Annotated in this window: 11 protein-coding genes and 1 tRNA gene; 6 read left to right on the top strand and 6 right to left on the bottom strand. The window is 56.0% G+C overall.

All coding sequences use genetic code 11. The features are described 5' to 3' along the window. Positions 1 to 38: 38 nt before the first annotated feature. Both AABZ39_09270 and AABZ39_09265 read right to left on the bottom strand, forming a co-directional pair. Positions 39 to 1,385 carry a sulfatase gene (locus tag AABZ39_09270; GenBank protein ID MEK6794954.1) on the bottom strand — a complete coding sequence of 449 codons (1,347 nt, stop codon included), beginning with the start codon at positions 1,383 to 1,385 and terminating at the stop codon, positions 39 to 41. Between the two features lie 104 nt (positions 1,386 to 1,489). Then, complete coding sequence (locus AABZ39_09265) at positions 1,490 to 2,500, bottom strand: uroporphyrinogen decarboxylase family protein (GenBank protein MEK6794953.1); 1,011 nt, start codon at positions 2,498 to 2,500, stop codon at positions 1,490 to 1,492. 168 nt (positions 2,501 to 2,668) lie between these two features. Here AABZ39_09265 and AABZ39_09260 point away from each other — a divergent pair, with 168 nt between their 5' ends. The 3 genes from AABZ39_09260 to AABZ39_09250 all read left to right on the top strand — a co-directional run bounded on the left by AABZ39_09260 (position 2,669) and on the right by AABZ39_09250 (position 4,110). Then, on the top strand, positions 2,669 to 3,463 hold the full coding sequence (locus tag AABZ39_09260) for an AraC family transcriptional regulator (GenBank protein ID MEK6794952.1): 795 nt from the start codon (positions 2,669 to 2,671) through the stop codon (positions 3,461 to 3,463). 69 nt (positions 3,464 to 3,532) lie between these two features. Continuing rightward, positions 3,533 to 3,769, top strand: coding sequence for a hypothetical protein (locus AABZ39_09255; protein MEK6794951.1), 237 nt, complete (start codon positions 3,533 to 3,535; stop codon positions 3,767 to 3,769). Then, the gene (locus AABZ39_09250; protein MEK6794950.1) at positions 3,763 to 4,110 is read left to right on the top strand and encodes a type II toxin-antitoxin system PemK/MazF family toxin; all 348 of its coding nucleotides are present in this window, start codon (positions 3,763 to 3,765) and stop codon (positions 4,108 to 4,110) included. The genes AABZ39_09255 and AABZ39_09250 overlap by 7 nt, the downstream gene beginning before the upstream one ends. A gap of 148 nt (positions 4,111 to 4,258) precedes the next feature. On the opposite strand, the gene mfd is transcribed toward AABZ39_09250, so the two are convergent. Further along, on the bottom strand, positions 4,259 to 7,645 hold the full coding sequence (mfd, locus tag AABZ39_09245) for a transcription-repair coupling factor (GenBank protein ID MEK6794949.1): 3,387 nt from the start codon (positions 7,643 to 7,645) through the stop codon (positions 4,259 to 4,261). 153 nt (positions 7,646 to 7,798) lie between these two features. Between mfd and AABZ39_09240 the strand changes: the two genes are divergently transcribed. The 3 genes from AABZ39_09240 to AABZ39_09230 all read left to right on the top strand — a co-directional run bounded on the left by AABZ39_09240 (position 7,799) and on the right by AABZ39_09230 (position 9,825). Then, positions 7,799 to 7,871, top strand: a tRNA-Phe gene (locus AABZ39_09240). Between the two features lie 25 nt (positions 7,872 to 7,896). Next, entirely contained in the window at positions 7,897 to 8,769 is an 873-nt protein-coding gene (locus tag AABZ39_09235) for an MnmC family methyltransferase (protein ID MEK6794948.1), read from the top strand. A gap of 18 nt (positions 8,770 to 8,787) precedes the next feature. After that, positions 8,788 to 9,825 (top strand): 3-oxoacyl-[acyl-carrier-protein] synthase III C-terminal domain-containing protein, encoded by a 1,038-nt coding sequence (locus tag AABZ39_09230; protein MEK6794947.1) that lies wholly within the window; start codon positions 8,788 to 8,790, stop codon positions 9,823 to 9,825. Here AABZ39_09230 and AABZ39_09225 read toward each other — a convergent pair. The 3 genes from AABZ39_09225 to AABZ39_09215 form a co-directional block, all read right to left on the bottom strand. After that, positions 9,819 to 10,784 carry a D-2-hydroxyacid dehydrogenase gene (locus tag AABZ39_09225; protein MEK6794946.1) on the bottom strand — a complete coding sequence of 322 codons (966 nt, stop codon included), beginning with the start codon at positions 10,782 to 10,784 and terminating at the stop codon, positions 9,819 to 9,821. The genes AABZ39_09230 and AABZ39_09225 overlap by 7 nt on opposite strands. Positions 10,785 to 10,792: 8 nt before the next feature. Next, a complete protein-coding gene (locus AABZ39_09220; GenBank protein ID MEK6794945.1) occupies positions 10,793 to 12,637 on the bottom strand; it encodes a right-handed parallel beta-helix repeat-containing protein in 1,845 nt (614 codons plus the stop codon). Beyond that, positions 12,637 to 13,115, bottom strand: a 479-nt coding sequence (locus AABZ39_09215) for an FAD-dependent oxidoreductase (protein MEK6794944.1), incomplete at its 5' end; no start/stop codon positions are given. The genes AABZ39_09220 and AABZ39_09215, both read right to left, overlap by 1 nt.

Below are 13,115 nucleotides of genomic sequence, written 5' to 3'. Positions count from 1 at the left end.
CGAATAGCATTTTCGCGACAGTCGGTGGGGGTTTTAAGTCATTCTTTCGGCAATGTGAACGAGTCCCCTGTCTCCCGTATCCAGCGCTCAAGTCGTGCGAGAAGCTCCTTTCGCCGTTTCTCGTATGCTTTGTTATGCGCAATATTCATCTGCTCGTAGGGATCGATCGTAAGATCGAAAAGCAGCCACGATAGACCCTCGAAACAGACGTATTTCCAGCCGTCGCGTGTTATGACGCCGCGCCACGGTTTGTCGATGGAATGCCCGTGCCCGGTAGCTGTCACCGATTGTATAAATGCGCTGTCAGGTTCATCAGGCGAAGCGGCGTTCTCACGCAGGCGATAATGCGACATATCGCAGCCCTGCATCCACGCCGGTTTCGCTATGCCGCAGAGGCCGAGCGTCGTCGGCGCGATGTCGACATGGTTCATCATTCCCGGAACGTTCCCCGCGCCGTGGTTATCGTACCGCATGGGCGATTCGCCGCTCACGATGAACGGTATGCGTATCGATTCCTCGTACGGATTGGTCTTCCTGAACATGCCGTGCGAGCCGTGCATATCCCCGTGATCGCTGAAGAAGATGATATGTGTTTCCTTATCGATGCCCGCACGCCGAAGCGCCGATATCACCCTGCCGACATTCGCGTCGATGTTCTCTATCATACCGTACGCGCCGGCAAGATCACGCCGCGCCGTCTCGATGATGCCCGGTATGGCAGGAACGTTCGGCCGCATCGTTATCGTCGCCGGATTATGCCGCGCCATGTATTCCGGGGGTGCGATATACGGGTCATGCGGCGGCTGCACCGAAAGCACGGCGAAGAACGGCTTCGATCGCTCCAGCGCACCCGCCTCCGCACGTTCATCGATGTGTTCGATGAGCATATCGGTGAGCACATCGGTCTCATAGCCGGGGAGGCGATAGAGGTCGATATTCGCATCGCCTCGATGGCCGTGTACCCAGGTATCCCATTGGCTGTTATTGTTCTCATAACCGATCCACGTATGGAATCCGCCGCGGCGTTCTTTATCGATATGATGCATGGTCGCGCGTCCCTCGCGCTCGTGGAAACCGTCCAGATGCCATTTGCCGAAATACGCGGTGTCGTAGCCTGCGTCATTGAACACATGCGCGAGCGTCTTCTGGCCGGCAGGCAGCGGATACTCGTGGCCCACAACGCATTTGTGCGGGTACATGCCGGTAAGCATCGAGCCGCGGAACGGACAGCAGAGCGGGAATCCGCCGACAGCATTGGTGAAATTGACGCCGGTAGCTGCAAGCATATCGATGTTCGGCGTGTTCACATTGGGGTCACCGTTACAGGAAAGCGCTACGGCTCTCAGCTGATCGGTAACTATCCAGATTACGTTCGGGCGATCCATAGGTACTCCTTATCCATATCAAATATACTTAGTGAAGGACACGATGTACATGGAATGGATTGAACGGTATGGAGATAATTGCTGTCGCTGCGCGCAGCATCGTATCATGCCGTTGTTGTCATCCCTGCAGAACATTCCCTCACGCAGGCGTTCATCGCCGCATCCATGTTCCTATCGCTCGTGCCGCGACCCGGGTAGAGCTGAATGTGAGCGGCGCCGCTGCCGGCGAATTCACGTATCCTGTCGTCGATACGCTCGGGCGTAAGCTCGTTCATCTCCTGCGGCGTAAGCTGCGTCCAGAAATTTCGCCCCATGATGGAATTCATTTCCACAAGTGACAGGTTCACGCATCCGGCCCCGTGAAAATCGGTTATGCCGACCTCATCCCGTGCAATGCGAAGATGCTCGGTGCGCAGAAGTTCGCTGTGCATGAAGCGATGCTTCTGCCCGGCGTAGAGACGTCGATAGTACGGTACGGCGAATTCGCGGTACATCTGGGGGGAAAGCAGTCCGGAAAAGTCATCCCCGGTATAGCCGTGTCCGGTGTACGTGCTTCCATCGATCGCAGCCCCGATGCGGGATGCTTCTTCCATAACGTCGGTCACGAGCGCAAGCAGGCGATGCGCCGCAGAAGGACATTCCGCCATCCAGGTGAATATCGCGCTGTCGCTTATCTCCACCGCGGTGCTAATCACCGAGCCGCTGTGCCAGAACGGTGCGTCGAAGCCGTGTGCACGATAATATTCCCAGAAACGCCGCCGTTCCCGGAATAGACCGCTTCCGGCAATGTCGATGGGCGAAAGACCGTCGATGTCGTTCGGCGATGACACGACGGGCGAAGAGGTATCAAGATAGGGTATCTCATCCTCACTTGTCTCCCGCATGGTCATGCCGAAAAACCGTGAAGCACCGCCACGACCGTCCGAATCCGGCGCAATACGTACGGAACGGACCGCCTCTTCGCCGAAACGCCGTCTGACATGTTCTTGTGCGGCGAGCTGTGCACGGAGCATGGATTCCGGCGACCTGTAGTATTCCCGATATGTCATGCCCGCATACTCGGTATACGTGACATTGCAGAACGCGATATGCCATTCCGGATGTGATTCGCTCATAACAGCCTCCCACGCGTATGCTTTTTTATAATCGAGATCCATGGTACACTGCACTGCCATGGACTCGGTACAAGAATACCTGCATCCGGCATGGACGACCATGCACGAATCGGACAAAAACGTGCACTGCCGCGAATGTGTACGTCGACACGTCCCGAACGGGGGCTGATGATGCGCCTGCTCTTTCCGCGATTTGAAAGCACCGCAGCAATGCTCGATCTTTCTATACTGAAATGCGGATTTTCCGTCTCGCCGGGCTGGCATTACCCCGATACGAATGTCCCCTTCAACCGCCTCTACATAAACACCGGCGGCGATGCCTTCGTCTCAGTGAGCGGGCGCGTCACGCGTTTCCGGAAGCATTGGGCGTATGTTCTTCCGCTCAACCGGACCATATCGCTTTCATGCAAAAAGGGGATATCGATATTCTATGTCCATTTCACACTGCCTATGGGTGTGTTCGATATCTTTGAAGGCGATGTCGTACGCGGACACCCGATCGACGTCGACATACAACGCCTCATCGCGCAAGCGCGTTCGGCGAACATCGGCGATCATCTGTCGCTCCGCTCCGAGCTCGGGTCCATCATCGGCCCGTTCATTCATACCACCGGCGGCAGCATACGGAAGAGAATGATCATTGCCGAGCGCTATGCCGGCATCGTCGAATACGTGCGCACGAATACCTCGGCGAAGCTTGGCATCGGCACGCTTGCGGACATCGCCGGGACGACACGTGAAGCGCTCATGAAAAGGTTCAAACGCGATACGGGCATTACGCTCAAGCACTATATCGTGACAGCGCTCATCGAAGCGGCGAAAAAGCGCGTGCTCCTCGGAACGGGAGCGATACGCGTAATCGCGGACGAGCTCGGGTTCTCCGATGAACACTATTTTTCGCGCTTTTTCAAGAAGCACACGGGTTCGTCGCCGCGCGATTATCGCCGTGTCAATGCAGGATGACAGGGATCGCCTTGTAAGTTTCGATAGAAAGCTATTGACATCTGGTATAACTATTGTTATACTTTGTGCATGAAGACTGCAGTATCACTCCCCGATGCCCTCTATGCGAAAGCGGAAAAGACGGCAAAGCGTCTTGGCATGACGCGCAGTGGTCTTTTCGCGAAAGCGATAGAGGAATTCGTCGGCACCCATAATCCCGCCGATATCACAGAACGCCTGAATACTGTTTTCTCATCGCATGACAGCACTATCGATGGACCGATCCACGCCATGCAGTCGCGTGTTCTTAAAAAGGAGTCGTGGTAGTGACGCGTGGTGAGTTGTGGTGGGCGGATATACCCGAGCCGGAAGGATCAGCACCGGGATTTCGCAGGCCGGTATTGGTAGTGCAAGCGGATGCATTCACACAAAGCCGCATAAAAACGGTGATATGCGCCGTCATAACATCGAATTGTGCTCTTGCGGATGCCCCCGGAAATGTTTTTATTGACCGCTCCGAAAGCGGGCTCCCCAAGGATTCCGTTGTCAATGCTTCGCAGATCGTAACGCTTGATAAAACGATGCTTACAGAACGCATCGGCAGTATCGCACGGAAAACGATGCATCGTATCGATGATGGAATACGGCTTGTTCTCGATATCACGTGACTTGCCGTAGTGTTGTCTTTTCTTGACATTCCCCGTCAAAAAAATCCCAGGGACATCCTCCGTAACCCCCTCGTTTCAGAGTCGTCCCAAAGCCATTCCCGTTTTTGAGCACGCAATGTGCACTATATTGACATTTCAGGTACTGGTGTCAGGACTTTGCGATAGCCCCGACAACCGTGCGTATTGCACCGACCTTCCACGTAATAGTGTCCTCGCGCACGGGCATGACGAGCTGATTCAAGTCCTTCTTGTCAGGATATACGCCGCTGCCGGTGGTCGATGACAGCCTTTTCATCTTCCCATGGTCCACGCGGGAGTAATCATTGCACTTGATATAGAGATTGTAATCGCCCTCGATGACCGAGACTATCTTATACCGTTTGAGGAACGCCTTAAGCCGCGCTATCTCGAAGAGATGCGTTATCGCCTCCGGCACTTTCCCGTACCGGTCGACGAGCGAAGCGTGCACCGCATCGATGTCCTCTTCGTTCTCCACGCGGAGAATGTTCTTGTATATCTCTATCTTCTGCTTGGGCTCGTTCACATACGTGTCGGGGATGAATATATCATTACGCAGATCGATGACGGTATCGAATGTCACCTCGCGTATCTCGCCTTTCATCTTCGACACCGACTCTTCGAGGAGCTGCGTATAGAGTTCGTATCCCACCGCATGGATATTACCCGACTGCTCGCGCCCGAGTACATTGCCCGCGCCGCGTATCTCAAGGTCGCGCATGGCTATCTTGAACCCGCTCCCGAGGTCGGTATGTTCTGCTATGGCGGTAAGGCGCTTATACGCATCCTCGGATATGACGCGATTGCCCGGAAAGAAGAAGAACGCGTACGCCTCGCGGTCGCTACGCCCCACGCGTCCGCGGAGCTGATAGAGCTCGGCGAGCCCGAAGAGGTCCGCACGATAGATGATTATCGTGTTGCAGTTGGCGATATCGATGCCGTTCTCGATTATCGACGTCGACACAAGGACATTATATTCGCCCTCGACGAATGAGTTCATGATGTCCTCAAGCTCATGTCCTTCCATCTGCCCGTGGCCGATGCCGATGACGGCTTCCGGCACGAGCTTCCCCAGCATGACGGCGAACTCGTTTATCGACTGTACGCGGTTGTAGACGACGAAGACCTGGCCTCCGCGTGCAAGTTCGCGGCGTATCGCCTTCGCCATCGTCTCCTCGTCGAATTCGATGACATACGTCTGTATCGGGAGGCGATTGAGCGGCGGCGTTTCTATCACGCTGATGTCGCGTATCTGCGTGAGCGCGAGATTGAGCGTTCTCGGTATCGGCGTTGCCGTCATCGTAAGCACATCGACGAGCACCTTGTAGCGCTTAAGCGCCTCTTTCTGCTTCACCCCGAATCGCTGCTCCTCATCGACGATGACAAGACCAAGGTCCTTGAACACGACATCCTCGGCGAGAATGCGATGCGTGCCGATGAGAAGATCTACCTCTCCTTTTTTCAATGCGAGCACCGTGTCGCGCGTTTCCTTCGGTGCGCGGAAGCGATTGAGAAGACCGATGCGCACCGGATATTCCCTGAAACGCTCGCGGGCCGTTCTGAAATGCTGCTGCGAGAGCACCGTCGTCGGACAGAGAAGCGCCACCTGCTTTCCGGCCATGATGGACTTGAACGCCGCGCGCAATGCTACCTCGGTCTTCCCGAAGCCCACGTCGCCGCAGACGAGACGGTCCATGACCTTGGGTGTTTCCATATCGGATTTGATATCTGCTACCGCGCGCAGCTGATCGGGGGTTTCCTGGTAGGGGAAGGCCGCTTCAAAATCGTCCTGCCATGCCGTGTCCTTCGGGAAACCGTAGCCCTCGAGGGCATGCCGTATCGTGTATATCTTTATGAGCTCGGCTGCTATCTTCTCCGCGCTCTTACGCGCACGCTCTCGCACCTTATCCCACGCCTTGCCGCCAAGAATATCGAGCTTAGGGTCGGCCTTCGCCCCCGCCGACATGTATTTTTGTATGAAGTTTATCTGCTCGACGGGTATATAGAGCTTGTCATCCTTCGCGTATTCGATGAGGAGATAATCCTTCTCCTTGCCCGCCGCCGTGAGCCGTGTAAGCCCCTGATACCGTCCGATGCCGTGATTGACATGGACGACATAATCGCCGGGCGACAGATCGACGAAACTTTCGATGACGCTCTTGCGTGCTGACGGCGTTCGCTTGTATGTCTTCTTCCTCCGCCCGAACACCTCGCGGTCGACCATGAGCGTATAGTTCATCTCCCGGGAGATGAAGCCCTCGCTGAGATTTCCCACGGTAATGAAGAATGTCTTATCGGTACTTTCATCCGGTCCCAGTATCGGCGGGGCGAATTCGGCGAGCATCTGCACGAAGCGGTCGGCCTGCTCGCGATGGCTCGTGACGAGATTGACCGTTTGCCCCTCAGCCATGCGCTCACGGATATGGTCGGTGAACCCTTTGATATTTGCCTTAAAGCTCGCCCCCGCGCCAAAGGACAAGCGCACCTCGCCGTCCCTACCTGTACCGAACACGGCGAGTCGTACATCGGAACGCATGCGCGCCTTGATCTCATCATCCGAAAGATAGAGCGCGTCACTGCTGCCGGTCACCGCATATCGCGCATCCTGCTTGAAAAGAAAATCGATCTCCTTGCGATATTTCTCGGATGCGGCAAGCGATCGCTCACCCTCGTACCAGTACACGCGGGCATCCTTCTGCCAGGAGAACAGGGAGTCGGCCATATGGAAGAGCGGGAGATAATTCTCCGCCCCGCCGAAATAGGGGTCGCGGGCGAAATGTTCGCGTATCGTATCGGGAACGGTTTTTTCCGTGAATGCACGCTGTATCGTCGCGGCATCGTATATCGCCTCATGCGCGGGTATGATGAACGCACGGTCGAGCACGGTCGCTGACCGCTGGTCCTCGGCGGAGAAGAGCCGAACGCTTTCGACGACATCGTCGAAGAATTCGATGCGCACCGGGAGATGATGCGCGGGGGAATAGATATCGACTATGCCGCCGCGCACCGCGAACTCGCATTCAGCTTCTATCTCGTTCACTGACACATAGCCGAGACCCGTGAGGAGAAACCGAAGCGCATCCCGGTCCATCTTCATGCCCGGCGTTATCTCCGTTACATACTGCATGAACGTCTCGCGGGCGATGGTGCGGCGCATCAGAGCGCGTATCGAGGTAACGATAAGCGGCGTGCCGGCAGCAAGATGCCAGAGCACGGAAAGCCGCGACGATGCCACATCGCGCGAGGGCGACACCGGTGAGTACGGCAGGGTATCGAATGCGGGGAAGCGTTCTGCATCGGACCGAAAATAGGAGATCGCCTGATGCATCTCTTCGGCGGCTTCTTCGCTCTCCATGACGACAATGGACGTTCTTTTCTCGCGCTCGTGAAGCACATGCATGAGGAGCGGAAGCACCGCTATCGATACGCCCGCGATGGAAGTCGTTCGCGGCATTATCGCCGCGAATTCGGGGAGCGCGGAAAATCGTTGTTGCAGGTCTTGTACGGGTGACGGCATGGGATCCTATCGTTGATCCCGATGAGTATATGGCATATCGCTTATTATGGCAAAATGTGCGCCCCGGGCAAAATGTACCGCAAATGCAGTGAATTTTCGCAGCTATCTGCTTGACAGGGATACGCCGTATGCTATAATCGCGCCTCACGTTCCGCCGAGGTAGCTCAGTCGGTAGAGCAACGGACTGAAAATCCGTGTGTCGGGGGTTCAATTCCCTCTCTCGGCAAAACAATGCAGGCCTCTACAGCGTAATGGACCAAACGATAAAGACCGGCGACGGAAGCATCACCTGCTATTCGGAAGCATACGGTGAGCATTTCCACTCGCTTTCCGGGGCGGCAACCGAGGCGCGTGAGAAATTCACAGTCCCCGCGCTTATCACGACCGACATCATCAAACGGCCGACGATAGCCGTGCTCGACATCGGCTTCGGCCTCGGCTACAATGCAGCCGCGGCGTATACTGCCGTACGTACCGAAGCCCCCGCCGCGCATCTCTCTCTTGATTCGATCGAGCGCGACGCGGCAACGCTTGCCATGGCGCAGAGGCTGCATCTGAACGATCCTGTTGCCGCAACGCTCATCGCATCGCTCTCTGAAGCGCATTTCTATTCGGGCAACAACACCGATGCGCTTCTCTATATCGGCGATGCACGCTCCGTCGTGCAGACGCTTGACCGCCTCTATGATGCGATATTTCTCGATGCCTTCTCCACGAAAAAGAACACCGAGCTCTGGACATACGATCTCTTCCTGCGCCTCAAGGACCGTCTTCTGCCGCACGGCGTCATCGTCACCTACAGCGCGGCATATCCTGTCATAAGCGCGTTCATGAAGGCGGGCTTCATCGTAAAGCAGACAAAGCCCGTCGGGCGCACGACGGGGGGCACCATTGCATCGCTCACGGACTATGCCGCGTTCCACCCCATCGATGCGGTACGCGACAATGAACGCCTGGCAACGACCGGGGTGCTCTGCTATCGGGACGAGACGCTCACGGCATCCGCGGCGGACATCGGAGCGCGGTATGAGTCGGAGAAAAAAGCGCTCATCGCATCCGGCGTGTCGTCGATAAAACGATATCGAAAGCGCCTTTCCTCCGGGGGGCTTGACGATGGAAGCTGACTGGAATATACTGGCGTAATGATGTACTCAAAAATTCTCGGCACCGGCTCGTATCTCCCTGAAGACATCGTCACGAATGAAAAACTGCTCGGGAAAATATCGAATTTCGATTCTGAGAAAGCGCGCGCGTCGCTCACGAAAGGCGGCACCGATGCGAGCAAATTCACCATCAGCGATGTGTTCAAAACATGGGTGAAAGGCGTAAGCGGCATCATGCGCCGGCACTTCTCGAAGATATCCACGGAGGAAATGGCAGCCGTTGCATCGCGCGAAGCGATCGCTGCCGCCGGCATTCAGACGGGCGTCATCGACTACATCATCTTCGCGAGCTTCACCCCGCACTTCGAGATACCCAACCCCGCATGTTCGCTCGCCGGAGCCCTCGGCATCAACGCCGGGGGTATTCAGACGAACACCGCCTGCTGCGGCTTCGTCGATGCGCTCATAACCGCGGATGCATATATCAAGTCCGGAAAATATCGGACGGTGCTCGTCGTCGCCTCCGAAGCGCTCACGAAAAAAGTGAATTATAATGACCCGACGACCGCGATCCTTTTCGGCGACGGTGCGGGTGCGGCGATCCTTCAGGCGAGCGATGAGCCCGGCATCATCGATACGTTCCAGAGATCGAACTATGACCCCACGAACATAACGCTTGAGGACGGCGGTACGATAAAGATGGGCGGCGGACCGCTCGTGCTGAAACGCGCGGTCAATGCCATGAAGGAGGCGGCGCTCTCCGTGCTCGCCAAGGTCGCCCATGCGAAGGGTTCCACTGCCGAAGCGGTGTTTCGCACCGATGTAGACTTCATCATCCCGCATCAGGCGAACGAACGCATCATCGACAGTCTCGTCGATAATCTTGCGCTTCCCAAAGAGAAATTCTGCAAGACCATAACCGATATAGGCAATGTCTCCGGCGCATCGGGGGCTATCACGCTCGATAGGCTCGTGCGCGGCAAACTCGACGGACAGACGGTCAGTCGCGGGAGCAGGCTTCTGTTCACCTCGGTCGGCGGCGGCTACACGCTGGCCTCGCTCTACCTGATCTACTGAGGAACGACCCCGTTCACGACGTTCTGCGGTCTCCCCGCGAGAAATGCACGCACGTTCTCCGTCACAACACCGATAAGCCGTCCGCGCGCGGCATTCGTAGCCCAGGCGATATGCGGCGTGATGACGGCGTTCTTCGCGCCGATGAGGGGATTATCCTTTGACGGCGGTTCGGTCGAGAGTACATCGATCCCTGCCCCGGCGATTCTCCCGCTGTTGAGCGCATCGGCAAGCGCCTTCTCATCGACGAGCGGACCGCGCCCGGTATTTATCAGATACGCCGTCCGTTTCATACGCGCGATGAACCCGCCGTTCACGAGATGCTCTGTCTCATCGGTAAGCGGGCAATGAAGCGAAATGCAATCGCTTTCGGCGGCAAGCGTATCAAGGGATACGAAACGCATCGGCACATCGCTTTGTTTCTCCGAGCGGTTGTACGCGATGATGTTCATACCGAACGCATGCGCAATGCGCGCCACCGCCTGCCCGATGGCGCCGTAGCCGATGACTCCCATCGTCAGGCCCGATAATTCGACGAGCGGGAAATCCCAATAGCAGAAATCCTTCGACGCCGTCCATACACCTTCGTGTACGCCGTCCGAGTGATGCCCCGTCCTGTTCGTAAGCTCAATGAGGAGCGCGAACACCTGCTGAGCGACCGACATCGTGCCATAGGCGGGCACATTGCAGAGCGGTATCTTCCGCTCCGCGAGGGCTTTTCCGTCGGCAGCATTGGTGCCTGTTGAAAGCAATCCTACATAGCGGAGCTTCGGGAGCGCATCGATGACGCTCTTGTCGAGTATAGTCTTATTGGTAATGACCACCTCCGCATCCTTCGCGCGTTCGATGATGCTCGCGCGCGGTGTGCGTTCATGCACCGTGAGCGTGCCGAGCGATGCGAGCGCGTCCCAGGAGAGATCCCCGGGATTGGCGGTGTGTCCGTCGAGTATTACGATGTTCATATGATTCCTTATCGGGCATGAGAATTGCTCAGTATATCTATTCCACCCGTTTTTTCCATCGGTACTACCGCCGGTATCGTCGGCTGCTTCCAATGGTTCTGGACAATGGAGACATTCGACACGAAGCGCAGCCGAATTCCCGACCGCATCGCGTCCTCGCCCGGTATTGGAACCGCTTCGATGCTGTTCCCGCGTATCACGATGTTCTGCGCGGAAACGATATCGAATAGAAGTCGGGCCGGGTGCAGGTTCACGAACGTATTGCTCTCATAGAGATGATCGGAGAATATATGATACGGTGTCGCTGTGCCTGCCGCAGTCACTGTGCGATAACTGATGAACGGGCAGTCCTCGAATTTATTATTACGAACAATGATATTCGTCACACCATATCCTTCCCGCCATCCGCTCGTGATGACCGTTTCCACGCTGAGAGCAGCGCCGGTGTGACGCGCGAAATGATTACTTTCGATGATACCGCCGGAACCCTCAAGCAGTATGCCGCGGCCGCGATTGTCATGAAAATAGTTATTTCGTATGATGAAATTGTCGGTGAAATAACGCCGATTGAAGAGTATCCCGTTCACCGCAGCGAAAGCCGGCAGGGGGTCCTTGAACCGTATTGTTGCACTTCGCACAGCGCCTGCCTCATTATATTCCGTGTGCACCGCCGTGAGCATGGCCCCCGCTGGCGCGTAATCAGGCATACGCAATTCGATGAGATCACCGGTGCGTATGAGCGTCGGTCCGTTCACACGGGCTTCAAGCGTGTGAGGATCGAGTATCTTCGTGATGAGCGCCGCGGTCGTGTGTATATTGATGATATCGTCCCCGCCGTACGCGAACTCGCATCCATCGATTACGAAATTCCCCTGCGCGCTCGTCATGTGGAAATGATCGGCCGCGCTCGATATCGGGCGTTTCGACCCCGGCGGAACGGTCACGCGACAGCCATTGAACCTGAAATGATGGACATCCCCTGCCACATGAAAGCCGAACCCCATGCATCCGTGCACCGTCACATTCGATATCGTGAGATCTGAACTGTCATTGATACGGACACCGCCGCCGCCGTACTGATAATGACGGATACGGTATACGGCATTCGTCCGTATACGAGAAAACTCAGCGAGCGCCGGAGATGCGGTCAGGCGCAGTACGTTCGGCGACACCCATTTTTTTTCGGTGAATCCCTTCGGTCCCATGCCGGGAAGTATCACGAAAAAACGCTGGTCGGGCGTCATTCGTTCGGGGTGAAGCGGTTCAAGATCAGTTAGCACTATGTCATCGCCAAGCGACGGATGCTTATCCTGAAAAAGAAGATCAACGGAACGTGAACCTGCATCGACAGCGGTAACAGAAACAATACTTGCTATCGGCTCAACGCTCCAATCCCAATCGAGGGCTAGGTCTTCCAGTGCAAAACGAACACAAGCTGAGATCTGAACATATTGTTTTTTCACCGGCGTCGGCGTGAAGATAAAAGTAGAGCCGTGTGCATTGATCCGGAAATTGGTGAACCCATATAGTGTTATGACATTGGACATGCTGAAGCGGTATGTCCCTTTCGGTATATCGAGTCGTCGTACATCGTTCGAACGACAATATTCGATCGCCCGCATTATCGCTTCATGATTGTCAGTAGCATCCGTACGCATGCTGAACGTATCGGCCGATACCTTGCTGCCGATTTCCGGATATGCGATAACTATCTTCTTGCTCTGCCCCGGCGGCGCGGACACCGCGGGGCCTGGCATATCGACCGTCATATGCGCCCTTTCTTCGGCTATGCCGCACACGATGGGGAAGAAAGAGAACACGAAGATGCAAAGTAATGTCCTGGTCTTCTTCATTACACATCACTCCTGTTGATGATCGCACCGTGATGTTTCAACGTATCTCGTACCGATGCTATGGATACATCCCTGAACGCAGCGTCATTGATCTGAGCGGCGGCGATCCCCGCGGCTTCACCCATGGCCATGACGGGAGCCATGACACGCAGCGGTCCGAGGACATGGCGTTCAACACTCACTGCCCGGCCGGGGCAGATGACGTTCGACGCGCCTTTTGGGATCATAATGCGGTACGGTATGGCCGTCAATTCCGGTTTCGGCGTAGTATATCCGTTCACCGCCGTTTCCCCTGGTCTCGGGTGCAGATCCCATCCGTACGCGGAAAACCCTATGGTATCGGGGAAATCTTTTCCCGTTACAAGATCATCGACCGTGAGCCGGTATTCACCGTTGATGCGCCGCGTTTCGCGAACACCGAGGTCAGCGGCCACGGCTTTGATCTCCGCATGAGCCATGCCCGGGAAATATTTCCTGA

The organism is Spirochaetota bacterium (assembly GCA_038043445.1).
In the GTDB taxonomy this organism is placed as follows: Bacteria; Spirochaetota; Brachyspiria; order Brachyspirales; family JACRPF01; genus JBBTBY01.
This window is presented reverse-complemented; position numbering and strand designations above follow the sequence as displayed.

Excerpts from the sequence above, each read along its gene's own strand:
- AABZ39_09220 (MEK6794945.1), bottom strand. The coding sequence starts at position 12,637 with ATGAAGAAGACCAGGACATTACTTTGCATCTTCGTGTTCTCTTTCTTC.
- mfd (MEK6794949.1), bottom strand. The coding sequence starts at position 7,645 with ATGCCGTCACCCGTACAAGACCTGCAACAACGATTTTCCGCGCTCCCC.
- AABZ39_09255 (MEK6794951.1), top strand. The coding sequence starts at position 3,533 with ATGAAGACTGCAGTATCACTCCCCGATGCCCTCTATGCGAAAGCGGAA.
- AABZ39_09265 (MEK6794953.1), bottom strand. The coding sequence starts at position 2,500 with ATGAGCGAATCACATCCGGAATGGCATATCGCGTTCTGCAATGTCACG.
- AABZ39_09235 (MEK6794948.1), top strand. The coding sequence starts at position 7,897 with ATGGACCAAACGATAAAGACCGGCGACGGAAGCATCACCTGCTATTCG.
- AABZ39_09270 (MEK6794954.1), bottom strand. The coding sequence starts at position 1,385 with ATGGATCGCCCGAACGTAATCTGGATAGTTACCGATCAGCTGAGAGCC.
- AABZ39_09230 (MEK6794947.1), top strand. The coding sequence starts at position 8,788 with ATGATGTACTCAAAAATTCTCGGCACCGGCTCGTATCTCCCTGAAGAC.
- AABZ39_09225 (MEK6794946.1), bottom strand. The coding sequence starts at position 10,784 with ATGAACATCGTAATACTCGACGGACACACCGCCAATCCCGGGGATCTC.
- AABZ39_09260 (MEK6794952.1), top strand. The coding sequence starts at position 2,669 with ATGATGCGCCTGCTCTTTCCGCGATTTGAAAGCACCGCAGCAATGCTC.